Annotated in this window: 18 protein-coding genes; 13 read left to right on the top strand and 5 right to left on the bottom strand. The window is 53.0% G+C overall.

Going from position 1 to position 24,099, the window contains the following annotated elements:
* The first annotated feature begins 3 nt into the window (after positions 1-3).
* Genes KUE00_RS17405 through KUE00_RS17415 form a run of 3 tightly spaced genes read left to right on the top strand, consistent with a single transcriptional unit; the run spans position 4 to position 4,272 of the window.
* The gene (locus KUE00_RS17405) at positions 4-3,234 is read left to right on the top strand and encodes a molybdopterin cofactor-binding domain-containing protein (RefSeq protein WP_246761251.1); all 3,231 of its coding nucleotides are present in this window, start codon (positions 4-6) and stop codon (positions 3,232-3,234) included.
* On the top strand, positions 3,231-3,692 hold the full coding sequence (locus KUE00_RS17410; RefSeq protein ID WP_246761252.1) for a (2Fe-2S)-binding protein: 462 nt from the start codon (positions 3,231-3,233) through the stop codon (positions 3,690-3,692). The genes KUE00_RS17405 and KUE00_RS17410 overlap by 4 nt, the downstream gene beginning before the upstream one ends.
* A 10-nt stretch (positions 3,693-3,702) precedes the next feature.
* Positions 3,703-4,272, top strand: a complete 570-nt coding sequence (locus KUE00_RS17415) for an NTP transferase domain-containing protein (protein WP_246761253.1) — start codon at positions 3,703-3,705, stop codon at positions 4,270-4,272.
* Between the two features lies 1 nt (position 4,273).
* Here KUE00_RS17415 and KUE00_RS17420 read toward each other — a convergent pair whose 3' ends face one another.
* A complete protein-coding gene (locus KUE00_RS17420) occupies positions 4,274-6,049 on the bottom strand; it encodes a sigma 54-interacting transcriptional regulator (protein WP_246761254.1) in 1,776 nt (591 codons plus the stop codon).
* 354 nt (positions 6,050-6,403) lie between these two features.
* Here KUE00_RS17420 and ygeW point away from each other — a divergent pair, with 354 nt between their 5' ends.
* Genes ygeW through arcC form a run of 5 tightly spaced genes read left to right on the top strand, consistent with a single transcriptional unit; the run spans position 6,404 to position 12,398 of the window.
* Positions 6,404-7,594: a knotted carbamoyltransferase YgeW gene (gene ygeW / locus KUE00_RS17425; RefSeq protein WP_246761255.1), complete on the top strand. Its 1,191-nt coding sequence runs from the start codon at positions 6,404-6,406 to the stop codon at positions 7,592-7,594.
* A gap of 40 nt (positions 7,595-7,634) precedes the next feature.
* Positions 7,635-8,825: a diaminopropionate ammonia-lyase gene (locus KUE00_RS17430; RefSeq protein ID WP_246761256.1), complete on the top strand. Its 1,191-nt coding sequence runs from the start codon at positions 7,635-7,637 to the stop codon at positions 8,823-8,825.
* Between the two features lie 13 nt (positions 8,826-8,838).
* A complete protein-coding gene (locus tag KUE00_RS17435; RefSeq protein WP_246761273.1) occupies positions 8,839-10,050 on the top strand; it encodes a YgeY family selenium metabolism-linked hydrolase in 1,212 nt (403 codons plus the stop codon).
* A gap of 30 nt (positions 10,051-10,080) precedes the next feature.
* The gene (gene hydA, locus KUE00_RS17440; RefSeq protein WP_246761257.1) at positions 10,081-11,469 is read left to right on the top strand and encodes a dihydropyrimidinase; all 1,389 of its coding nucleotides are present in this window, start codon (positions 10,081-10,083) and stop codon (positions 11,467-11,469) included.
* Positions 11,466-12,398 carry a carbamate kinase gene (gene arcC, locus KUE00_RS17445; RefSeq protein WP_246761258.1) on the top strand — a complete coding sequence of 311 codons (933 nt, stop codon included), beginning with the start codon at positions 11,466-11,468 and terminating at the stop codon, positions 12,396-12,398. The genes hydA and arcC overlap by 4 nt, the downstream gene beginning before the upstream one ends.
* Here arcC and KUE00_RS17450 read toward each other — a convergent pair.
* Positions 12,385-13,218 carry an XdhC family protein gene (locus KUE00_RS17450; RefSeq protein ID WP_246761259.1) on the bottom strand — a complete coding sequence of 278 codons (834 nt, stop codon included), beginning with the start codon at positions 13,216-13,218 and terminating at the stop codon, positions 12,385-12,387. The genes arcC and KUE00_RS17450 overlap by 14 nt on opposite strands.
* A gap of 357 nt (positions 13,219-13,575) precedes the next feature.
* On the opposite strand from KUE00_RS17450, the gene ygfK reads away from it, so the two are divergent.
* The 3 genes from ygfK to KUE00_RS17465 are packed head-to-tail and all read left to right on the top strand — an operon-like array spanning position 13,576 to position 19,527.
* Positions 13,576-16,680, top strand: coding sequence for a putative selenate reductase subunit YgfK (ygfK, locus tag KUE00_RS17455; protein WP_246761260.1), 3,105 nt, complete (start codon positions 13,576-13,578; stop codon positions 16,678-16,680).
* Positions 16,681-16,682: 2 nt separating this feature from the next.
* Entirely contained in the window at positions 16,683-18,008 is a 1,326-nt protein-coding gene (gene ssnA, locus KUE00_RS17460) for a putative aminohydrolase SsnA (protein WP_246761261.1), read from the top strand.
* A 49-nt stretch (positions 18,009-18,057) separates the two neighbouring features.
* Positions 18,058-19,527, top strand: coding sequence for a nucleobase:cation symporter-2 family protein (locus KUE00_RS17465; RefSeq protein ID WP_246761262.1), 1,470 nt, complete (start codon positions 18,058-18,060; stop codon positions 19,525-19,527).
* 362 nt (positions 19,528-19,889) lie between these two features.
* Here the strand turns inward: KUE00_RS17465 and iolB are convergent, their stop codons facing one another.
* Together iolB and KUE00_RS17475 are read right to left on the bottom strand one after the other, a co-directional pair.
* Positions 19,890-20,705 (bottom strand): 5-deoxy-glucuronate isomerase, encoded by an 816-nt coding sequence (iolB, locus tag KUE00_RS17470; RefSeq protein WP_246761263.1) that lies wholly within the window; start codon positions 20,703-20,705, stop codon positions 19,890-19,892.
* 17 nt (positions 20,706-20,722) lie between these two features.
* The gene (locus tag KUE00_RS17475; RefSeq protein WP_246761264.1) at positions 20,723-22,228 is read right to left on the bottom strand and encodes a CoA-acylating methylmalonate-semialdehyde dehydrogenase; all 1,506 of its coding nucleotides are present in this window, start codon (positions 22,226-22,228) and stop codon (positions 20,723-20,725) included.
* 76 nt (positions 22,229-22,304) lie between these two features.
* Between KUE00_RS17475 and KUE00_RS17480 the strand changes: the two genes are divergently transcribed.
* Positions 22,305-22,478, top strand: coding sequence for a hypothetical protein (locus tag KUE00_RS17480; protein ID WP_246761265.1), 174 nt, complete (start codon positions 22,305-22,307; stop codon positions 22,476-22,478).
* Positions 22,479-22,745: 267 nt separating this feature from the next.
* The gene (locus tag KUE00_RS17485; protein ID WP_246761266.1) at positions 22,746-23,561 is read left to right on the top strand and encodes a TIM barrel protein; all 816 of its coding nucleotides are present in this window, start codon (positions 22,746-22,748) and stop codon (positions 23,559-23,561) included.
* A gap of 299 nt (positions 23,562-23,860) precedes the next feature.
* On the opposite strand, the gene KUE00_RS17490 is transcribed toward KUE00_RS17485, so the two are convergent.
* On the bottom strand, positions 23,861-24,099 hold a 239-nt coding region (locus KUE00_RS17490; protein ID WP_246761267.1), incomplete at its 5' end, for a hypothetical protein.

A 24,099-nucleotide genomic window follows, 5' to 3' on the forward strand; every position in this document is an offset into this window, starting at 1 on the left:
CCGGTGAAAACATATTTAGTTGGCAGTGAAGTGCCGCGCGTTGATGGTCTGGCTAAGGTCAGGGGCGTTGCCCAATACGGCGATGATATCGTGTTAAAAAATATGCTTTATGGCGTTTGCCGTTACGCCGATATCGCTGCAGGACAAATCGCCTCGCTGGATTTAACAGAGGCGGAGCAGCTACCTGGGGTAGTGAAGATTGCAACCTGGAAGGATATTCCCGGCCAGCCCTATATTGGCGTAGTCATTCCGGACTATCCCCCAATTGCCGACCGTGAAATTGCCTTTCGCGGTGACGTTATCGCCGTTATTGCGGCAGAAAGTTACGAGATTGCCTGCCAGGCGGCCGATAAAATTCGCGTTACCTATATTCCCTGGACGCCGGTAACGTCGGTCAGGGAAGCAATCAGTCCTGGCGCAAGATTAATTCACAGTAGTCAGAAGAATAATATTATTAATCATCACCATACGATAAAGGGCGATATTGAAGCCGGTTTCGCTGCATCCAGCCATATTTTTGAGCGGGATTTTGAAGTGGGCTTTCAGGAACACGCTTATATAGAGCCGGAATCGATTACCGTCGGCTATGACGATAACGAACAGATTGTGACTATTTATGGCTCAATACAAAACGCGCACCGCGTGCGGGGAATGGTAGCGCGGTATCTGGATTTGCCACAGGCAAAAGTTAACGTAAAACGTTCCGTGCTTGGCGGCTCTTTCGGGGGCAAGGACGATATTATCGATCATTTAGCCTGCCGCGCGGCGCTGCTGGCTGTCCTGACCTCGCGTCCGGTAAAAATGACCTACAACCGCGAACAATCCATGCGGGAAAGCTACAAGCGCCACCCCTATCAAATGCATTATAAAATTGGCCTGGATGATGAGGCACGCATCCAGGCAATTAAGATCGATATTCTGGCCGATGGTGGCAGCTATGCCGGACAAACGCCCTTCGTTACCTGGCGCAGTTCGGTACAGGCAGCCGGACCATACAATATTCCCAACGTCCGCGTCGATATTACCGGCGTCTATACCAATAACAACTACACCTCTGCCTATCGCGGATTTGGTGCGCCGCAGGTCATTTTCGCCAACGAATCATTAATGGACGAAGTGGCAGAAAAAATGGGGCTGTCGCCTGTTGAGCTACGGCTAAGAAACGTTTTAAAGCAAAACGATACCAGCATAGCTGGGCAGGTTTTCAGCGAGCATAACGTCTCCGCGCAGGAGGTCTTGCAGAAAGCCATTGATAAAACCGGGTTCATTGCTAAACGAGAACAGTATCGCCAGCTTAACAGCCAGGGCGGCCCAATCAAATATGGCATCGGCCTGGCGCTCAGCCATCGCGGCTGCTCGCTGGGAGCGGAGGGTCTGGATGCGTCTTCAGCATTGATTCAGGTTAATGCCGACGGCAGCCTTAATATTTCCACCTCCGTATCTGAGAACGGTCAGGGCCTGCAAACAACCATGTCGCTGATTGCGGCAGAAGCCTTTGGTCTCGGGCTGGATCGCATCCACTTTACCGATCCGGCCACGTCAATGATTGCCGATGGCGGCTCAACGGTAGCGTCGCGCGGCACGTTGATGGGTGGCCAGGCCATTCTGGATGCGGCCAATAAGATCAAACACGACATGGCCAAAGCGGTTGCTGTAGAGCTGAAGGCGACAAGCGTTGATGATTTAGTCTGGGAAAATGGACGGGTTTTTAACCGCACCTGCCCCTGGAAACGGCTGGATTTTCAGCAGGTGGTGGAGATGACCAAAGCGACCGGCGCAAATCTTTCCGCTTACGGCTGGCATGTTGCGCCGGATATTTACTGGGATGAAGAGAAAGGGTGCGGTAACCCCTATTTCACCTGGGTTTACGGCTGTCAGATTGCCGATATCGCTATAGATACACGCACTGGCAAAATCACCTTTAACAATGCTACGGCGGTGCATGACGTTGGCAAAGTAATCAATAAGGTAGGGTTTGAAGGCCAGGTGTACGGCGGTCTGGTTCAGGGAATGATCGGCTACGCCATGCTGGAAGAATTCAATATTGAACAGGGCGAGGTCAAATCAGAAAATTTCGATACTTATCTACTGCCCACCATTAAAGACATCCCCAATATTGACATTGTGGCGGTAGAAAATCATGACGTCGCAGGCCCCTATGGCGCAAAAGTTATTGGCGAACCGGTACTGGAGCTGGGCGGCGCGGCCCTGAACAACGCCGTAAGTTTTGCGCTGGCGCGCCGTAACTATGTGCTACCTCTGACGCTGGAGCAGGTACGTCTTGGCTACGCGTTGAAAAAACCGGTGCGGCAAAGCGAAATTTTGGCTGAATCGGATGAAAAGAAACAGGTTTTACGTCTGAATACGCTGCGCCTTCGTCGCGCCACTACGCTGGCCACGGCGCTACAGGCGCTGGCGGATGGCAAATCCAGACCGGTGGCAGGCGGGACAGATGTACTGGTTCAGGCAAGATTAAGCGCCGCGCCTTTACCACTGGTAGATATTTCTGGCCTGGCAGAATTACAGAAGATTACGCCTTGTGCTGAAGGGCTGGCCATTGGCGCAGGCGTATGCTTCAGCGATCTCACAGCAAACACGCTGGTTCAGGAGAGCTATCCGTTGCTGGTTACCGCCTGCAATACGATTGGTTCTTTGCAGTTGCGTAACCGGGCTACCCTGGGTGGAAACATTGTTAATGCCGCGCCCTGCGCGGACTCTGTACCCCCGTTAATTATTTATGACGCCATAGTGGTCTTGCAAAGTCAGCAGGGCCTCAGGCAGATGCCGCTGGCAGACTTTATTACCGGCGGTTACCGCACGCAGCTACAGCCGGACGAGCTTTTAACCACCATCATTCTTCCTTCACCTTATCGGGACAGCGGAATGCAGCAGCGCTATCTACAGCTAGGCCGTCGCAATGCGCTAAATATCACCCGACAAAGTTTTACCGGACAGTTCACTTTTAATTCAGCTGGAATACTGACCCGCTGCCGGCTGGTGGATGGTGCGTTACTCAGTAAACCCCAGCGGCTGATAGCCGTAGAGAAAGTGCTAACCGGACAGAGGCTGACTGCGGCACAAATTGAGGCGGGAACCAGCACGCTGGAAGCTCAGCTCATAGCGGCTATTGGCAATCGCTGGTCTGCCGCTTACAAAGTACCGGTCGCGCTGGATATGCTGCGTCAGATGTTGCAGGAAGCCTGCGAAGCAAGGACACAAAAGGAGCAAAAATGAATCAGGTCAAGCTAACAGTAAACGGCGTTCACGTAGAGAAAACGGTTGATGATAACCGTCGCCTGCTTGATTTTTTAAGGGAGGATTTGCAGCTTACCGGTACGAAAGAAGGCTGCTCGGTTGGCGAATGCGGTGCCTGTACGGTCATTATGAACGGCAAAGCCGTCTGCTCCTGTTTGCTTTTGGCCGCGCAGTGTGAAGGTGCCGAAGTGACGACGATAGAAGCTCTGCGGGCAGATGAGACAGGCAGAAAGCTACAGCAGGAATTTGTTCGGCATGGCGGTGTGCAGTGTGGTTTCTGTACGCCGGGCGTGTTGATGAGCACTAAAGCCCTGCTGGACAAACAGACTCAGCCCAATGACCAGCAAATTGCAGAAGCGCTGGAGGGTAACCTCTGCCGCTGCACCGGCTATCGTCCGATTATAAAATCCATTAAAGCCGTGCTGAAAGCAGGTTAACGGAGGGCGGGTGAAGCAGTGCATCATGCTGGCGGCCGGGCTTTCATCGCGTATGGGACACTGGAAAATGCTGCTGCCATGGAAGGATTTAACGGTACTGGACAGCGCGTTGCAAAATGCGCTGGCCTTTTGCGATACCGTTATTCTGGTCACTGGCCATCGGGCTGCCGAGCTTCGCCAGCGCTACGCCGATCGGCCGTCCGTTCGTCTTTGTCATAATGCAGACTATATGGCGGGCATGTTCTCATCGGTTCGCTGCGGCGCGGCGGCGCTTCTTCCCGGTGAACGTTTTTTTATTGTTCCGGGAGATATGCCCGCTATTGACCCAAACGTCTATCGCCTGCTCTGGCATTATCGTACATGCTACTGTCTGTTGCCGAGTTATGCAGGCGGCAACGGGCATCCTGCTCTGCTACCCGCCATAATGCGGGAACACATTCTTGCCGCTCCCGAAACAGAGACCTTACGGACGTTAATGCAGATCTGTGGACGTGAAAGCCTGCCCGTAACAAGCAGCACTATTCACTGGGATGTTGATACGCCTGCACAATATCAACGGCTGCTGACATTATTCCACTGAGCTACGCTCTCAGGCCATATTTTTTGATTTTGCGGTAAAGTGTTGCAACGCCAATACCCAATTCCTCTGCAATTTGCTTTTTATTCCGGGTGCGCTGCAAGGCTTCCTCAATAAGGCTTTTTTCGACAGATTTTAGCTTTGTGCCTTCTTCTTCATGCCTTTCTTCCGTCCTGGTTTCTTTTTTATTTTCAGTAATACCCGAGCGGGAATGGGTATGAAACAGCGGTGGTAACAGCGCGCTGTCAATGATTTCACCTTCGGGAATGATGTTAACCAAATATTCAACGAGATTACTTAGCTCACGCACGTTGCCGGGCCAGGAGTAATTCTGTAAAAGCCGAATAACTTCACGGCTGACTCCCGGATAAGTACAGCCGATACGCTGCGAATGTTGGTTAAGAAAGTAGTGCAGAAGGAGCTCTATATCACCGCCCCGCTCGCGCAGTGCCGGCACCTCAAGAGGGATGACGTTAAGCCGGTAATAGAGGTCTTCACGAAATTTTCCTTCGGCGATAAATTGCTGCAGCTTCTGATGCGTGGCGGAAAGAATGCGAATATCGACAGGAACGGGCCGGCTGGCACCTACAGGCAATACTTCGCGGCTTTCTATAGCACGCAACAGGCGAGCTTGCAGGCTAAGCGGCATATCGCCAATTTCATCCAGAAATAGCGTACCTCCATTGGCAGACAGGATCAGGCCTGCTCTTCCGCCCGGTGCGGCGCCGGTAAAAGCGCCTTTCACATAGCCAAACAGTTCGCTTTCCAGCAAATTTTCCGGAATTGCCGCACAGTTTATCGCCACAAAAGGTTTATCGTGTCGCTTACTGAGCCGATGGATCGCACGCGCTACTACCTCTTTTCCGGTTCCGCTTTCTCCCAGAATCATTACGCTGGAGGGACTGGATGCAATGCGCATAACCAGCCGCTTTAACTGTTTCATAGCGCCTGATTTACCTACCAGCCGTTCAATGCCCGGCGTTTCTTCCTCGTTCAATAAAGGCGCAGGCGAAGCATCCTGATGAAAAGCTAGTAAAAAAAGCGTCTGTCGCTCGGTCTGGTGACGTTGTCCGGTGAGAAGCATCTGCCGGTCTCCCAGCGTAATGCGGTGTTGAATGTGTCCCCTGACACGTTCTCGTTGACGACTAAGCGGTTCAATCGTCATTAACCGCCCCAGCATATCTTCGCCCGGCAACAGGAGCTGCTGTAATGCCCGATCGTTCACAGCCTTAACTTTGCCGTCACGATCGAGCAAGATCACACCTTGATCCATATTCTCCAGCAAAATGTTCCAGGCAACATTGTTCTGCGGGTTTTTTAACTGAACGCTGGCCAGATTAGCCACCAGCAGCCTGGACACGTGCCACATGTATTGCACAAACATTTCTGCGTTATCGCTCAGCTTGCGCTGCTGTTCATTATTAACGGCAATCAGGCTGATGACGCCCAGACAACGCTGAGCGGTCACAACAGGCACGCCGATAAACGCCTGTTCTTTGCAGCTATGACGATGCTGGCAATCTTTGCACAACAGGTTATGCCGCGAGTCGACAACGACCATTTCTTTTTGCGTTTCTATCACCTTGCGCAGCAGATGCGTATTGCCTTCCGGGCTATGGCCAAAGCTATGGCCATAAGGGCCGGTCCCGGCGATACGAATAAGATGGCGATCGACCACTTCAACTTCCATTCCCAGCACGTTTGCCAGGAGGCTGCTGAAATTCATTATCACAGGCTGTATTGCCATGAGAGAGGAAGGTAATGATGAAGTTTCATCCATGGAAAATATCCTTTTGTCCATAGTGCACATTTTCGTCCAGGAGAAAGAGGCCGTATCTCATTTTGAGAGAATCGCCCGGCTTTATCATTTTGAGCGCTGAGAAATCAGCGTCTGGCGGTCACCATACTCCGCCATACGGCTGACTGTCATGCCAGTCGCGGTAGAAAAAGCCTGTTCGCTGCCGATTTCGTTTTTATTTTGTAGCCAACTTCGCAAATTCCCCTCTCAGGCACACTTTTTTAGCGGTGGCTTACTTTCTCATCAGCATTGGCACAAAAGTTGATTACAGCGGACAGGCTCCCTGGCTTACAGACAGCTACAGGGATAATGCTATCGCTAGAAGGAACCGATTACATGCAAGAGACAGGCAAACTGCTGCAGGCTATCGGCCAGAGACAAACCAGCCTGGCCAGTAAAGACTTTCTACTTACCTGGGAGCAAACCCGCGACGAGCTGGAGCAGATACTGGATATCGCGCAAGCGATGAAAACAATGCGCGAGCAAAATATTGATACGCGCGTTTTCAATAACGGATTAGGCATTTCCATTTTTCGTGATAACTCCACCCGCACAAGATTTTCCTACGCTTCCGCGCTCAATATTCTTGGGTTAACCCAGCAGGATCTGGATGAAGGCAAATCGCAAATCGCCCACGGCGAAACCGTTCGGGAAACCGCGAATATGATCTCTTTCTGTGCGGATGCGATTGGTATCCGTGACGACATGTATCTGGGTGCGGGAAATGCCTATATGCGTGAAGTCGGTGAGGCGCTGGACGAAGGCTTTCAGCAAGGCGTGCTGCCTCAACGTCCTGCACTGGTCAATTTACAGTGCGATATTGACCACCCGACACAATCGATGGCGGACCTGGCCTGGCTAAAAGAACATTTTGGCGGTCTGGACCAGCTGAAAGGCAAGAAAATCGCCATGACCTGGGCCTATTCGCCAAGCTACGGCAAGCCGCTTTCCGTGCCGCAAGGCATTATCGGCCTGATGACCCGCTTTGGCATGGAGGTCACGCTGGCGCACCCCGAAGGTTACGATTTAATCCCTGAGGTGCTGCAAACGGCGCAACGGAATGCCAAGGCGTCGGGCGGACATTTTCGCCAGGTTGGCTCTATGGAGGAAGCTTTCCGTGATGCCGATATCGTCTACCCAAAATCCTGGGCACCGTGGCAGGTTATGCAGCAGAGAACCGAGCTGCTACGTAGCCAGGATAGCGAAGGCCTGAAAGCGCTGGAGCAGAAATGCCTGCAGCAAAATGCCCAGCACCAGCACTGGCACTGTACGGAAGAGATAATGAAGCTAACCCGCCAGGAACAGGCACTCTATATGCACTGCCTGCCCGCCGATATCACCGGCGTCTCCTGTGCCGCTGGAGAAGTCGAAGCCAGCGTTTTCGAACGTTACCGCATCGCTACCTACAAAGAAGCCAGCTGGAAGCCCTGGATTATCGCCAGCATGATTCTGGCCAGAAAATTTGCCGACCCAGCTGCTGTACTGACCCAACGCCTGCAGGAGGCTTTGCCGCGAATAAAACTCTGATCGATGCGTCCCTCGCTTATTTTTTAAGGAAAGGTCAGTCATGTCACACTTCACGTTAAAGATGCAAATTGCGGACAACGCCGCTTTTTCGCCTGGCCAGTCGGCCCTTTTTAATCGGCAATCTGCTCGGGAGGCGCGCGCGTTTCACAGCTCGCTGCCGGGCTATCAGCCTACGCCACTTTTATCGCTTCCCGCGTTTGCAAAGGCACTGGGCGTTGAGCAAATCTTAGTAAAAGACGAGTCACATCGTTTTGGCCTGAACGCTTTTAAAATGCTTGGCGGCGCCTGGGCTATTGCCCGGCTGCTTTGCAAGGAGTCAGGCTGCGATATCGGCAAATTCTCTTTTGCCGCCTTCCGTCAGCAGCAGCACCGCCCCATCACTTTTACCACCACCACCGATGGCAATCACGGGCGCGGCGTAGCCTGGGCAGCGCGCCAGCTGGGCCAGCATGCCGTCATTTATATGCCCAAAGGCTCTTCGCCCGCCCGCGTCAGGCACATTACCGAGCTGGGTGCAGAATGTATTGTTACGCAGATGAACTATGACGATACCGTGCGTATGACCATCAGCAACGCAGAAAAAAACGGCTGGAAGGTGGTTCAGGATACGGCATGGGAAGGCTACAACGAAGTCCCCACCTGGATTATGCAGGGTTACGCTACGCTGGCAGACGAAGCGGTAGAACAGATGCAGGGCACCAGGCCAACCCACGTCTTTCTTCAGGCTGGCGTTGGGGCAATGGCCGCGGGCGTGTTGGGCTATCTCAATGATGTATATGGCGCAGAAGCGCTGCATGCCGTGGTGGTTGAACCGGATAAAGCCGACTGCCTGTTTCGTTCGGCAAGGCGCGGGGAAATAGTCAACGTTGGCGGCGAGATGAACACCATTATGGCCGGTTTAGCCTGCGGTGAACCGAACCCGCTTGGCTGGCCGCTGCTACGCGACTGCGCCAGGCAATTTATCTCCTGCGAGGATCGCGTAGCCGCTCTTGGCATGCGCGTTTTGGGCAACCCTCTGGGCGAAGATCCCCGCATTGTGTCGGGCGAATCGGGGGCCGTCAGCGCAGGCGTACTCGCCACCATTCTGCATCATCCCCAGGCTCAGGCACTCAAAGAGAAATTAAAGCTTACCCCAGCCTCACGCGTGCTGTTACTCAGTACCGAAGGCGATACCGATCCTCAGCACTATCGGGAAGTGGTATGGGAAGGAAAAGATGGAATTACCGTATAATTGACAGGAGTTAATCATGAAATCCGTTCCGTTCGACGACATTCTTGCTCTGGCGCAAAAATATCAGCCCGAAATGACGCGTTTTCTGCGCGATATGATTGCCATTCCCAGCGAAAGCTGTGATGAAAAACGCGTGGTTGCGCGTATACGTCAGGAAATGGAGAAAGTAGGTTTTGATAAAATTGAGATCGATCCTATGGGCAATATCCTGGGTTATATCGGTCATGGGCCACGCCTGCTTGCGATGGATGCCCATATTGATACGGTTGGCATCGGCAACCGCAAAAACTGGAACTTCGATCCTTATGAAGGCATGGAAGATAGCGAACTGATCGGCGGTCGTGGTTCATCCGATCAGGAGGGCGGTATGGCGGCCATGGTCTACGCCGCGAAGATCATCAAAGATCTACAACTGGAAGATGACTATACGCTGCTGATTACGGGAACGGTTCAGGAAGAAGATTGCGACGGCCTGTGCTGGCAATATCTTATTGAACAGATGAACATTAAACCTGAATTTGTTATCAGCACGGAACCTACCGACTGTAAAATTTACCGTGGTCATCGCGGGCGCATGGAGATTCGGGTCGAGGTTCAGGGGGTCAGCTGTCATGGCTCCGCGCCGGAACGCGGCGACAACGCTATTTTTAAAATGGCACCCATTCTTACCGAACTGGAAGCCATGTCCGGCAAACTGGCCAACGATGATTTCCTCGGCAAAGGCACATTGACCGTCTCCGAAATTTTCTTTACGTCGCCCAGCCGCTGCGCCGTTGCCGATAGCTGCGCTATTTCTATCGACCGCCGCCTGACGTGGGGAGAAACCTGGGAAAACGCGCTGGAGGAAATTCGTGCCCTGCCCGCCGTACAGGCCGCTAAAGCAGAGGTTTCGCTCTATACCTATGAACGCCCTTCCTGGACCGGTCTTGTCTATCCTACCGACTGCTATTTCCCGACCTGGAAAGTAGAGCAGGATCATATTACGGTCAGAACCCTGAGCGCAGCCTATCGCGGACTGTTTAAAAGTGAACCTGTAGTTGATAAATGGACGTTTTCCACTAACGGCGTGTCTATCATGGGCCGTCACGGTATTCCCGTCATCGGCTTTGGGCCAGGTAAAGAACCAGAGGCGCACGCCCCCAATGAGAAAACCTGGAAAGCGCATTTGGTTACCTGCGCAGCTCTGTATGCTGCAACGCCTTTAACCTGGCTGCAACAGCACTAGGCGGCGCTTGCTGTCGGCGGGAGAAGGACGATGAAGCTATTAATAAAAGGGGGCACCCTGGTGGATGACGCCGGGGAATATCGTCAGGATTTACTGATAATGCAGGGAAAAATCGTCCGCCGAGCGCCGCAGATTGTGGCAGATGAAAGCATGGGCGTCATTGACGCCCGTGAACTGCTGGTAATGCCTGGCGGCATTGATGTACATACTCATTTCAATATTGATGTCGGTATTGCGCAAAGCTGCGACGATTTTTTTGCCGGTACTCGTGCCGCAGCCTGTGGCGGAACCACCACCATTATCGATCACATGGGGTTTGGGCCTGCGGGCTGCTCGCTGCACCATCAGCTGGAAAAGTATCATCGGGATGCGGCCCGAGCGGTAATTGATTACAGCTTTCACGGCGTTATCCAGCATGTGAATCCGCAGATTCTGGAAGAAATTGCACCGATGGTGCAAAAAGAGGGCATTAGCAGCTTTAAATTTTATCTGACCTATAGCTATATGCTGCAGGACAGCGACGTGCTACAGGTCCTGCAGCAGCTTAACGAAGCGGGAGCGCTGGCCACGGTCCATCCGGAAAACGATGCGGCAATACGCTGGCGCACGGCCCAGCTTAAGCAGCAGAATAAAACGGCACCCGTGTGGCATGCGCACAGTCGTCCCCTGGCCTGCGAAGCCGAAGCGATTTCCCGCACTATCAATCTCGCCAGGCTGGCTGACAACGCCCCTTTATACATTGTTCATCTTTCTAACGGCCTGGGGCTGGACTACGTTCGAATGGCAAAGGCCGCCGGGCAACCGGTCTGGGCAGAAACCTGCCCACAATATTTGCTGCTGGATATGGGCCGCTATCTCCTGCCGGACGGCCTGAAATATATTCTTAGTCCACCACTGCGTCCGCACAGCGAGCTGGATAAATTGTGGGTGGGTATCGCCGATGGCAGCATTGCCACACTGGCTACCGATCACTGTAACTTCCCCTGGCGCCAGCGCCAGCAGATGGCAGCAGGTGACTTTACCCGCTGCCCTAACGGTATGCCGGGAGTGGAAAATCGCCTTGCCCTTCTTTTTTCTGAAGGCGTAATGAAAGGACGCATTAGCCGCTCGCGGTTCGTGTCTCTGACCAGCACTATGCCCGCAAAATTATTTGGCTTATGGCCGGAAAAAGGCAGCCTGTTGCCTGGCTCCGACGCCGATCTGGTGCTGTTTGACCCGCGTAGCCAGCATATTGTTCACCACACGGATTTACACGATAACGGCGACTATACGCCTTATGAGGGCTTTTGCTGCCAGGGTAAGCCTGTCATGACGCTTTCTCGCGGCGAGGTAGTCTGCCGTGAAGGCCGCTTTACCGGCAAAGCCGGTCACGGACGTTTTATTTCTCGTAAGCCATTTGTAACAGGAAGTCACCTATGAACAAGAGAATCGTACTGGCGCTGGGCGGAAACGCGCTTGGCAACGGCCTGACGGAACAGATGCAGGCCGTAAAAAATACGGCGGACACCATCGCTACGCTGGTAGCTGAAGGCCACGATTTAGTTATCACCCACGGCAATGGCCCGCAGGTTGGCATGATTCATCAGGCCTTTGAGGCCGCGGCACATACTTCCGCGCATTCACCCGTGCTGCCTATGTCGGTCTGCGTTGCGCTCAGCCAGGGTTATATTGGCTACGATCTACAAAATGCTTTAAGAGAGGCTTTGCTTAATCGCGGCATCGTAAAAAACGTCGTTTCACTGATTACTCAGGTACGCGTTGATCCTCGCGATCCGGCCTTTTTGCATCCCGATAAGCCGATTGGCTCCTTTCTGGCGGAAGAAGAGGCGCGCAAACTCAAATCAATGGGCGTTCTGCTGATGGAGGATGCAGGACGTGGCTGGCGAAGAGTGGTTGCCTCGCCTGAACCACTGGAAATTATTGAGGCCTGTGCGGTCAAAACTCTGCTGGAAGCGGGTCAGGTTGTCATTACCGCAGGCGGTGGCGGTATTCCGGTTGTTGCCCACGATCGTCACTTACAGGGTGCCAATGCGGTGATCGATAAAGATCTTGCCAGTGCGGTGCTGGCCCAGGATATCAACGCCGATATGCTGATTATTCTCACGGCGGTAGAAAAAGTGGCTATCGATTTCCGTAAGCCTTCAGAACGCTGGCTGGATACCCTGACGCCGCAGGATGCCTTACGCCATATCGCCGAAAATCAGTTCGCACCCGGTTCGATGCTGCCAAAAGTGAAAGCCGCCGTGGCCTTTGCTGAATCAAAGCCCGGCCGTCAGGCTTTGATTACCCTGCTGTCAAAGGCCGGGGAAGGCATTGCGGGCCGGACCGGAACGCTTATTCAACAGTAGCCGTTCCGGCTGCTTCTACGATCATCCTGTCGGCTGTTGTCTCACCGTCAGATTTGTTCTGGCGGTGATGTTGAACCAGCGCGGCCAGAATGCTGACGGCAATTTCTTCCGGCGTTTCTGCAGCAATATCCAGCCCGATTGGCGCATGCAATCTTGCCAACCGATCTGTTGTAGCCAGCCGCTCCTTTTGTAATCTGTCCCGAAAATAGTGCGCTTTTCGTCGACTGGCGAGCAGTCCCAGATAGCGCAGCGGCAGGCGCATTACCTGTTCCAGTACTTCCCAGTCCTGATGATTGGTCGCAATGATGACGGAACTATTGGCCGTCAACGGCAAACGGGCCAGGATCTCGCTGTAATTTTTGCCACCAACGCGCTTACACGCCTGAGGTAAAGCTGGATGATACAGATTTCCTTCCCAGGGATCGGCGATGGTCACCTCATAGCCCAGCGGCATCGCTATCTGCGCCAGGGCGCGATTAACGTGTCCTGCTCCCAGCAAAAACAGGGCAGGACGCCGCGGATAAACGGCAATATAAATCGTCATGGCACCGCCGCAATCCGATCCCACTGCATCCGGCCCCTGACGCGCCAGCTTGCCGTGAAAAAGACGCGAACGTTCTTCTGCCAGCGCAGCTTTGGCCTGATCGATAGCCAGCCGTTCAATCATCCCACCGCCAATTGTCCCTGTAGGCATTCCCTCTTCCGGCACCAGCATCGTCGCAGAATGGCGCGGGGAAGAACCCCGGCATTCGATAATATGTAAAAGAGCAAAAGCACGATTTTCCTTTTCCAGCTGGCCGGCTACGGCAAACAGGCTCATTTTTTCTTCCTCCCTGTCAATTATATTGCGCCGCCGGATGCAACCCCTGTGCCGATTTTAATATTCTGATTTTATTGTTTATTTTCATAAAAACAGCGCGTCATTCTCATAATGAGAGCATCGATTCTTATATTGCGAAGATTTACGTCTTTGTGAACGCCCCGCCCCGTTCTAAATGAAAGCCATTCTCAGCTCTTACGCCGCCGCGTTTACCACGCGCCTGAAAGTGCGAAAGGCGTCACGAAATTTATCGGAAAACCTGAGTCGAGGCAGCCCTGGCTCGCTTGTTGCTATCCCCTGCAAAACCGCTTGCTTTCAGGCCGGGGCGGATTAATCAGCAGCATTAAGGAGCTATATATGGGTGACATTATGCGTCCCATTCCCTTTGATGAACTCCTGACGCGAACAGCCGCGGAGTATGAGGAAAACCGGACAATTTTTGGCATTCCGGAAACGGAATTTTATCAGCGAAATCAACATCGAAAAATTTCACTGTTTGGGGAAAGCTGCGATACGCCCGTTGGGCCGGCAGCCGGGCCTCATACGCAGCTGGCGCAAAATATTATCGCCGCATGGCTGGCTGGCGGCAGCTTTATTGAGCTGAAAACCGTACAAATTCTGGATCGACTGGAACTGGAAAAGCCCTGTATTGACGCCAGTGACGAAGCTTTTAATACAGAATGGTCAACGGAGTACACGCTACCCAAAGCCTGGGATGAATATCTGAAAGCGTGGTTCGTTCTGCATCTGCTGGAAGCAATTTTTACACCGCGTGGGGAAAGCGGACAGCGCTCTTTTATTTTCAATATGAGCGTCGGCTACGATTTACAGGGTATTAAGCAGCCCGCCATGCAAACCTTTATCAGCGAAATGATGGACGCCAGTCAGAATACAAAATTCGCTCGTTATCAGTATATGCTGCAAAATTTTATCTCGGACGGACGCTGGCAGCTGCTGAAAAAAGCCAACCCGCCCGATTTGCAGGCCTTATTACCGCGTATCTCCAGCCGTATGGTCAACAGCGTAACCCTTTCGACCATGCACGGGTGCCCCCCTGACGAAATCGAGTCAATCTGCCGCTATATGCTGACGGAGAAGCAGCTGCATACCTTTGTCAAACTTAATCCTACGCTGCTGGGCTATGCGCGCGTCAGGGAAATTCTGGATAACAACGGCTTTGACTATGTTTCACTGAGCGAAGAGTCCTTTAGTCACGACCTGCCGTTAGCGCAGGCGCTGGGTATGCTGGAGCGGCTTCTGGCGCTGGGGCGCGAGAAACAACGCGTCTTCGGCGTGAAGCTGACCAATACGCTGGGCGCTCGCAACCATAAACATCGCTTACCGGGTGAAGAGATGTATATGTCAGGCCGCGCACTTTATCCGCTATCCATTAACGTTGCGGCATTGCTGTCTGAACATTTTGCCGGGAAGTTGCCCATCTCTTACTCCGGTGGGGCCAGCCAGTACAATATTGCTGAAATCTTCGCGACCGGTATTCAACCAGTGACAATGGCCACCGATTTGCTAAAACCCGGCGGCTATCTGCGAATGAAAACCTGCGCGCAGCTGCTCGAAACAAATCCGGGCTGGCAGCAACGGCATATTGATGTTCCGCGATTGAAAAAGCTGGCTGAGGAAGCGCTAACCGCTGAGTGGGCACAAAAGTCCTGGAAATCTCGTGAACAGATCGATACCGGCGAACCGCTGCCGTTGACCGACTGCTACGTCGCGCCCTGCGTCACCGCCTGCGCCATTAGCCAGGATATTCCGGAATACCTTCGTCTGGCGGGAGAAGGCCGCTACGTTGAGGCGCTGGAGCTGATCTATCAGCGTAACGCGCTACCGGCCATTACCGGCCATATTTGCGATCATCAGTGTCAGAACAACTGTACCCGCCTTGATTACGATAACGCTTTGAACATTCGCGCAATCAAAAAAATCGTGCTGGAAAAGGGCTGGCAAGCCTACCGTCAGCGCTGGCATAAACCGGCGGGTTCGGGCAACCGACATCCCGTTGCGGTAATGGGTGCCGGGCCGGCAGGTCTGGCCGCCGCTTATTTTCTGGCGCGTGCAGGTCATCCGGTAACGCTGTTTGAGCGAGAAGCTGGCCCCGGCGGCGTGGTGCAACATATTGTTCCTCGCTTTCGCATTCCCGCCAGCCTGATTGAACAGGATATTAAGTTCATTGCCGATCACGGCGTAAGGTTCGTTTTTGACTGCGATCCGCATCTGACTATTGGGCAGCTACGCCAGCAGGGCTTCACCTATATTTGCATTGGCATCGGTGCCGGTAAAAATAACGCGCTGTCGCTGACCGGTGATAATCCGCACATATTTAAACCCTTTGAGTTTCTTCAGGCATTCAATCAGCAAAATACACCTGCTGCCATTCAGGGCGAGATCGCCGTTGTTGGCGCAGGCAATACGGCGATGGATTGCGCCAGGGCCGCGCTAAGAGTTCCTGGCGTCAGGTCAGTTACCCTGTTATATCGCCGTGAAGAGCAGGATATGCCCGCCTGGCCGGAAGAGATTGCGGAAGCAAAACGCGACGGCGTGCAGTTTATGACGCTGGTGAATCCAGAAAGCTTTAAGGCCGACGGCGAACTGCTGCTCCGTGTTATGCAGCCCGGAGAACCTGATGAACAGGGCCGCCGTCGTCCGGTTGCGACCGGGCAAACGTTAAGCCGACGTTTTGACGCGCTCATCGCCGCTACCGGCGAACAGGCAGATAACGAAATTTTACAGCGCATCGGCTTACCCCTTGCCGCTTCCGGCAGCGTAGAAGTTGATCCCCATACGCTGGAAACGCGTCTGCCAGACGTTTTTCTGATTGGCGACGTGCAAAGTGGACCAGCCTCTGTTGTTGCCGCCATTGGTGGCGCACGTAAGGCGACTCGCACCATCCTTAAGCGGGAAAACATTCATCACAACGATGAAAACAAGCGCTGGCTGAATAGCGACCCAACGGCAATATATCGTCGGCGTGGCGTGGTAGCAGTGCGGCAGATCGACGTGGGTCAGCCAGATGCATTCGCCCGTCAGGAAGCCGCTCGCTGTCTGGAATGTAACTACGTGTGCGCCAGGTGTGTGGACGTCTGCCCTAATCGTGCCAACGTTGCGCTTGCCGTACCGGGTTTTAACAGCCGCCAGCAAATTCTGCATCTGGACGCGTTCTGCAATGAATGCGGCAACTGCGCCCAGTTCTGCCCGTGGCGAGGCAAACCTTATAAAGACAAAATTACCCTTTTTAGCCGCCAGGACGACTTCGAGAACAGTACTAATCCGGGCTTTGTACTCCATCGACAAAACGTTCAGGTTCGCCTTAACAATCGCGTCTGGCAGCTTAAGGTCGACAGGCAGGGAGAAATCGCTGAGGTACCTGACGAACTGCATGATATGGCGCGGATTATCAGCTATACGCGCCAGCATCACGCTTATTTGCTCGGCAGCGTGGAGGAATAATCATGCTGTTATTAAAAAATTGTACCCTTGTAAATTTCCACCCCTGCCGAGTTGAGCACAATAGCGATATTGTCATCGAGGGCGACAGAATTATTGCCATCGGCAGCAGTCTGTCAGCGCTCTATCCGCAGGCGGAAATTATCTGTCTGCACGGCAAGCTGGTAATGCCCGGGCTGGTTTGCGCGCACAACCACTTCTACTCTGGCCTTTCGCGCGGCATTCTGGCACCGATAGCCCCCTGCCCGGATTTTATCTCAACGCTGAAAAACCTCTGGTGGCGGCTGGATCGAGCGCTGGATGAAGAGTCCCTTTATTACAGCGGCCTGATCTGTTCACTGGAAGCCATTCGTCACGGCTGTACTGCCGTTATCGATCATCATGCCTCCCCAAATTTTATCAAAGGATCGCTGGCGATCCTGCGGCGCGGTTTTATAGAGGCCGGATTGCGCGGAATGACCTGCTTTGAAACAACGGATCGTAATTTTGGTTTACGCGAGCTGGAAGCGGGCGTGGAAGAAAACGTAGCTTTTGCGCACCTGATCGATGCACAGCGTGATAAAGGCGTTCAGGAACGCCTGGTTGAATGTCACCTGGGTGCCCACGCTCCCTTTACCGTACCGGACAGCGGTTTGTCGATGCTGGCCGAAGCGAGGCGGGAAACAGGTCGCGGCCTGCACATACATGTGGCAGAGGATAGCTATGATGTTTCGCACAGCCACGATAAGTACGGTATGGACCCGATTGTGCGCCTGGATAAATTTGGTCTGCTGGATGAAAAAACGCTGATTGCCCACGCGCTCTGGCTTTCGCCCGCAGAGGTTGCCCTGTTGAATCAGCGCCAGGCCTGTCTGGTACATAATGCGCGTTCCAATATGAATAACCATGTTGGCTATAACCATCGTTTGCCTGATTACCAGCTGGCGGCGTTAGGCACTGACGGTATTGGTGCCGATATGTTTGAAGAGCTGAAATTTGCTTATTTTAAACATCGCGATGCGGGCGGCCCGCTATGGCCCGATAGTTTTCTGCGTATGTTGCATAACGGCAACATTTTGCTGGAGCGTAATTTTGCTCAGCCATTTGGCCAACTGGCGGTGGGCTATACCGCCGATCTTACCATCTGCGATTATGTTTCCCCCACGCCGCTACAGGCAGAAAACCTGGCGGGTCATCTGGCCTTTGGCATAAACAGCGCGGCGGTAAACAGCGTAATGGTTGCCGGCCGAATGGTATACCAGGACCGTCATTTCCCCTTTGAATCAGAACCGCTTTATGCCAAAGCACGCCAGGCTGCCGAACGACTATGGCAAAACATGGCAAAACTGTGAACGCCTTCGAATCGTAGCCAGGGATGGCCTGGCCGTAAGGGAGAGAGTAATGGATACATCCGTGATTCATCAGCCGCTTCAGACTTCCGTTCTACCCGTCGATCGGATACTGCCCGTCGGGCAGATGATCCTCTATGGCCTGCAGCACGTGCTGGTTATGTATGCCGGGGCCGTTGCCGTTCCGCTGGTCGTAGGCGCGGCATTAGGCATGACCGATGCGCAAATTGTTGTGTTAATCAGCTGTGATTTAGTGGTCTGCGGCCTTGCCACACTACTGCAAACGCTGGGTGCCGGGCGCTGGCTAGGCTGCCGCCTGCCGGTTGTTCAGGGCTGTACTTTCGCTGCGCTAATACCGCTGGTGTTAATAGGCAAAGAGTATGGCATGGGCGGTATATCTGGTGCGGTGATGATTGCCGGTGCCTTTACGCTGCTCAGCGCGCCCTGGATTTGTCGACTGGTTCGTTTTTTCCCTAAGGTGGTAATGGGGTCTATTGTCACGCTGATCGGCCTTTCTATTATGCCGGTAGCGGGCGGCTGGATCGGCGGCGGCAACAGCGAGATGGCCAGCTTCGGCAGCGTGACCTCGCTGGCTATGGCTGCGTTGACGCTGGTTATCATCCTGAATATTTATACGTTTGGTTCCGGCCTGCTCAAAAATATTGCCGTGCTGATTGGGCTGGTCGTTGGCTCAACGCTGTGGTACTTCGTCGATACGCTCGATTTCAGCCGCATAACCCTTAGCCCGTGGTTTAATATTCCCGTTCCAGTGCAGTTTGCTCTGCCTGAGTTTCACCTGGTACCTGTTTTGCTGCTGTCGATGGTTATGGTTGTCGTTATGGTAGAAACCATGTCATCAATGATGGCAACAGGTGAAATGGTAGGGCGCAAAGCAGACAGGGAAACCCTGAAAAAGGGGTTGTTAGCCTGCGGCCTGGCAACCTTCTGCGGTAGTTTTTTTAATCTTTTCCCTTATGCGGCCTTTGCACAAAACGTCGGTCTGATTGGGTTAACCGGGATCCGAAGCCGCTTTGTCGTAGCGGTTTCCGGCTGCATTCTGATCCTGATGGGGCTTTTTGCCAAAATGGCAGCCCTGGTTGTTATCGTACCGAAACCCGTACTGGGCGGTGCTGGCGTGGTGATGTTCGGGATGGTAGCGGTTTCCGGGATTCGGACGCTGGGCGAAGTGAACTACCGTAATAACAATAACGGTATGGTTGTCGCGCTGACGCTGGGTTTAGGGTTAATGCCCGTGCTGGTACCGCAGCTTTTCGCGCAGCTTCCTGAAATGGCGAAAATGTTCCTGCACAGCGGTATTACGCTTGGCACTTGCGTGGCGATTGTGGCGAATCTGATTTTAAATGGCAAAGGCGCCCATCTTCAGCAACGCACCTGCGCAGACTGCGCCCCGGAAGAGCCGACTACGCAATCTACTGCCGCACGTACCGTAGCGGTCAGAACAGTCAGAATGTGGCTACTGCTGCGTCGTGCCCGCGAGCAGAGGCAGAAAGAAGTCGAATAGCCAGCGCTAACAAAAAGGGGTGACTAGCGCCACCCCTTTATTAAAGGACGGGCAAACTCTGTATCGTTGATGCATTCACAAAGAAAACATTGCTCTGAAAGACGCCCTGCTTACGGGAGCATGCATTACTGAGATACCCTGCATATGCGAGCATGCATTACTGAGACACCCGCCATATATGAGCACGCTTTACTGAGATACCCTGCATATGCGAGCAGCTTTACTAAGACGCCCGGCATATATGAGCACGCTTTACTGAGATACCCTGCATATATGAGCACGCTTTACTGAGAAGCCCTGTTTACACGGGTATGCTTCGCTAAAATGCTCGGCTTACCGTAAACACGTTTCGCTAAAATGCTCTATTTACGTGGATACGCTTCACTGTTTACCCAGGAATGATCTTTTTCCCAGCTAAACTTCCACAGACGAACCGGACCAGCCATGACGTTCAGGTAGTAGTTGTCATAGCCCGCAATAGTCGCTACCGGATGATAGCCTCGCGGTACCGTGACCACATCATGGTTATAGACAGCCATACACTCATCCAGGGAGCGGTCATCCGTATAGACGCGCTGCAGAGCAAATCCCTGTTCCGGATCGAAACGGTGATAGTAAGTCTCTTCCAGATAGGTTTCCGTCTCTGAGTTTTCCTGATCGTGCTTGTGGCTCGGGTAAGAGCTGGTATCGCCTTCGTCCGTATAAACTTCTACCACCAGCAGGCTATCGGCAGGCCTGTCGTCAGGCAGAATATTATGCACCAGACGTTTGTTACGCCCTTTGCCCCGTTTTTCGACGCCCACATCTGCCGGCGTAATCAACCGTGCGGGCAGATTACCGCTGCCCGGCGCGCTGCAGACTGCCAGTTCCAGATCGGAGTCGGCACGAACTTCTACTTTGTCATGATGCGGCACATACACAGAGTACGGCGGCGTGCGTTCAAAGGGCGACATCCGCTTACCGATATCAGGGAACTCGGCATGACGAGTTTTTACCGATGCCAGTCCGGCAATCAACACCAGACACAGCTCTTTATCACCGCTTTCAAGCTGAATAGTTTGCCCCTGCTTCAGCTGATAAGCTTCGAAGCCAACATAGCGCCAGCTGGCGCTTTCTGGCGTAACCTGCTGAATACGTCCCTGCGCATCAGGCCTTTGTGCTTTAGACAGCAATGACATATTGCGTCTCCTTATCGTTATCCCAGCGTTGGCATGCTGAATTCAGAAACGGTTTTCTGTCCGCTCGGCCAGCGCACGGTGGCGGTTTTCATGCGGGTATAAAAACGCACGCCATCTGGTCCGTGTACGTTTAACGCGCCAAACACGGAGCGTTTCCAGCCGCCAAAGCTATGGAACGCCATTGGCACCGGAACGGGTACGTTAACGCCCACCATGCCTGCCTGAACCTCACGGACAAAGTCGCGTCCGATGTGGCCGTTACTGGTAAAAATAGCGCTACCGTTGCCAAACTCATGACTGTTAACTAATTCCAGCGCCGTGGCATAATCTGGCGCACGCATAATGCTCAATACCGGTCCAAAGATCTCTTCACGCCAGATAACCATATCGGACGTAACGTTATCGAACAGCGTGCCGCCAACGTAGTAGCCTTCAGCATGGCCCGGTACCTGGAAGTTGCGGCCGTCCACCACCAGCTTCGCCCCTTCTTCCACACCTTTATCAATATAGCCCAGCACTTTCTTCTGATGCGCAGCGGAAACTACCGGCCCCATCTCGTTTTCTTCACTGCCTTTTTGTATGCCCGGCCCCACACGCAATGCTTTTACCAGCGGCGTCAGGGCAGCAATCAGTTTGTCAGCAGTGTCATCGCCCACTGCTACCACTACCGGCAGCGCCATACACCGTTCGCCCGCGGAACCAAATGCACCGCCCATAATGGCGTTTACCGTTGCATCAAGATCGGCATCCGGCATAACAATCGCGTGGTTTTTCGCCGCGCCAAAGGCCTGGACGCGTTTGCCGTGTGCGCTGGCGGTTTTATAAATATGTTCCGCTACGCCAGAAGAACCGACAAAACTGACCGCCTGAACAAGCGGATTGGTATAAAGCTGTTCGGCATCTTCGTTAGAACAGTGAACAACGTTAAACACGCCGTCCGGCAGACCAGCTTCGGTCAGCAGCTCGGCCATACGAACAGAAGCTGACGGGTCCAGCGCTGGCGGCTTCAGGACAAAGGTGTTGCCGCAGGCCAGCGCAATCGGGAACATCCACAGCGGTACCATTGCCGGGAAGTTGAATGGCGTAATGCCCGCGACCACGCCCAGCGGCTGCATCAACGAGTAGCTATCCACACCGGTGGCAACATCCGCAGAGTTCTCGCCTTTAATCAGATGAGGAATACCGCAGGCAAACTCGACGACTTCCATACCACGCGTCAACTCACCCAGCGCATCTGACCAGACTTTGCCGTGCTCGCTCACGATCAGTGCGGCCAGCTCGTCACGGTGCTGTTCCATCAGGGCTTTAAAGTTGAACAGCACGCGTGCGCGGCGCAGTGGCGAAGTACGTGACCAGCCATCAAACGCATTATGCGCAACTTCAATAGCTTGTCTGACTTCTTCCGCCGAGCTTTGCGTCAATTCACGCACTGGTTTACCGGTTGCCGGATCGTAAATCGGAATAGTTTCATTGCTGGCGCTCAGAGACGTTTTTCCGCCGATAAAGTTTCCTGTAGTAGTCATGTTCTGGCCTCTTTAATGTATGTATTCCTGCGGATAGCCGCTTGTTCAGCTGGCAATCCGACCGGACAACTCCCAAATGCGTGCAATGACAGTATTATATTGGAATAAATTTTTCAAATACTCCACTTTAGAAAATCCATTTTTAGCGGCGTGGATCGCATTTTTTACCGGCAGCACATTGACGAACGCGGGCTTATCCCTTTGTGGCGAGCAAAAGAAAAAACCAGAAATAGCGCTGGGATCACCGTAATACTCCACTTTCCTGGCCGATAGCATTTTGTTTTTTCAGCTGTAAGAACGGCTACTACAACGTAAGTCCCGATGCGGAAAAACGAAATTTTGCGAGAAAGATCCAAAAATTTAAATTTCATCATTCCACTAATATGAAATAAATGTTTTCTTAGTGAAATTGAACGTGACGGGTGGCGGAACTGGCAAGATAAGGCCGGACGACATGCCGGGGTCTGCGCCCTCACTCATTATTCAGCCTTATTTCTTATTCTGCAGGAGCAGCAAGATGGCCATCGATCCAACCCGTTTCTGTGTTAACCGTAAAATTGCGCCCGCTCTCAGCATTGAGCAATTTTTCCAGCTGGTCCACGGACTGGGGCTGCATAAAGTCGAACTGCGTAACGATATGCGCAGCGGTAAGGTGACGGATAACCTTAGCCATAGCGCAGTGCGCGAGCTGGCGCAGCGCTATGGCCTGGAAATTGTCACCATTAATGCTGTCTATCCGTTTAACCAGATTGATGATGCGCTTCTGGCAAAAACAGAGGCGCTGCTGAAAGATGCTGAAGGTATCGGTGCTAAAGCACTGGTTCTCTGTCCGTTAAACGACGGCACGCCGGTTGATGCAGAAGAAACCATCAGCGCGCTGAAAACCCTGGCCCCGCTGTTTGAAAAGTATGGTGTGGAAGGCCTGGTCGAGCCGCTCGGCTTTCCGATTAGCTCGCTACGTTCGGCGGTACATAGCCAGGCGCTGATTCGTGATGCGGGCGTGCCTTTCCGCCTGGTGCTGGATACGTTCCATCATCATCTTTATGAAAAAGCGGAAGAAGAGTTTGAAAAGGGCATCGACATTAACGGGATTGGCCTGGTACATCTTTCTGGCGTGGAAGATGCGCGCCCAACGGCAGAACTGACTGACGAAGAACGAATTATGTTAAGCAAAGGCGACTTGCTTAACAGCGTGGCCCAGGTTCAAAGGCTGGAACGTATGGGCTATCGCGGCATTTATGCTTTTGAGCCTTTTTCCTCGGCAATGGAAAACTGGAGCGCGGCGGATATTGAACGGGAACTGCGTCAGAGCATTGAGCTGCTGCAGGCATAACAGCGTTACGGTACGAGCTATGCTCAGCTGGAAGCGTCCAGGAGTTAAATATCTGCAAAGCCTTAAAGCATAGCGGAAACGGTTTACAGTTACAGTTACAGTTACAGTTACAGGCACAGGCACAGGCACAGGCACAGGTAGCAGTCGTTATGCCAAAGCCTGTGCCTCTCAAAATTTTATTTTTCAAAAGAGAGTGCTTTCTGGCCTGGACCAGCATAGCTCACTAGCCACGTAAGGACTTATACCCTTTTCCTCGGTTTTATCTGTGTCCTACCTTGCGGCCTTGCGGCCGCCTTTTTTTAGTAGCGCGAGCAATAAGCTTCATCACCCTTACAGAACAACGACAGCATCTTGATTTGCTTTTCCCGGACAACGAGCAGCACTTTGATCTCCTTTTCCCGAACAACGAACGGCACCTTAATTTCCTCTTCCCCAACAACGAGCAGCACCTTAATTCCCTCTTCCCGAACAACGAACGGCACCTTAATTTCCTCTTCCCCAACAACGAGCAGCACCTTAATTCCCTCTTCCCGAACAA

Source organism: Erwinia phyllosphaerae, assembly GCF_019132875.1.
In the GTDB taxonomy this organism is placed as follows: Bacteria; Pseudomonadota; Gammaproteobacteria; order Enterobacterales; family Enterobacteriaceae; genus Erwinia; species Erwinia phyllosphaerae.

Bases quoted from the DNA above. Each gene is read 5' to 3' on its own strand.
- KUE00_RS17410 (WP_246761252.1), top strand. From the start codon at position 3,231: ATGAATCAGGTCAAGCTAACAGTAAACGGCGTTCACGTAGAGAAAACG.
- ygfK (WP_246761260.1), top strand. From the start codon at position 13,576: ATGGGTGACATTATGCGTCCCATTCCCTTTGATGAACTCCTGACGCGA.
- KUE00_RS17420 (WP_246761254.1), bottom strand. From the start codon at position 6,049: ATGGATGAAACTTCATCATTACCTTCCTCTCTCATGGCAATACAGCCT.
- KUE00_RS17450 (WP_246761259.1), bottom strand. From the start codon at position 13,218: ATGAGCCTGTTTGCCGTAGCCGGCCAGCTGGAAAAGGAAAATCGTGCT.
- ssnA (WP_246761261.1), top strand. From the start codon at position 16,683: ATGCTGTTATTAAAAAATTGTACCCTTGTAAATTTCCACCCCTGCCGA.
- arcC (WP_246761258.1), top strand. From the start codon at position 11,466: ATGAACAAGAGAATCGTACTGGCGCTGGGCGGAAACGCGCTTGGCAAC.
- iolB (WP_246761263.1), bottom strand. From the start codon at position 20,705: ATGTCATTGCTGTCTAAAGCACAAAGGCCTGATGCGCAGGGACGTATT.
- KUE00_RS17430 (WP_246761256.1), top strand. From the start codon at position 7,635: ATGTCACACTTCACGTTAAAGATGCAAATTGCGGACAACGCCGCTTTT.
- KUE00_RS17465 (WP_246761262.1), top strand. From the start codon at position 18,058: ATGGATACATCCGTGATTCATCAGCCGCTTCAGACTTCCGTTCTACCC.
- KUE00_RS17480 (WP_246761265.1), top strand. From the start codon at position 22,305: ATGCGTGCAATGACAGTATTATATTGGAATAAATTTTTCAAATACTCC.
- KUE00_RS17485 (WP_246761266.1), top strand. From the start codon at position 22,746: ATGGCCATCGATCCAACCCGTTTCTGTGTTAACCGTAAAATTGCGCCC.
- hydA (WP_246761257.1), top strand. From the start codon at position 10,081: ATGAAGCTATTAATAAAAGGGGGCACCCTGGTGGATGACGCCGGGGAA.
- ygeW (WP_246761255.1), top strand. From the start codon at position 6,404: ATGCAAGAGACAGGCAAACTGCTGCAGGCTATCGGCCAGAGACAAACC.
- KUE00_RS17475 (WP_246761264.1), bottom strand. From the start codon at position 22,228: ATGACTACTACAGGAAACTTTATCGGCGGAAAAACGTCTCTGAGCGCC.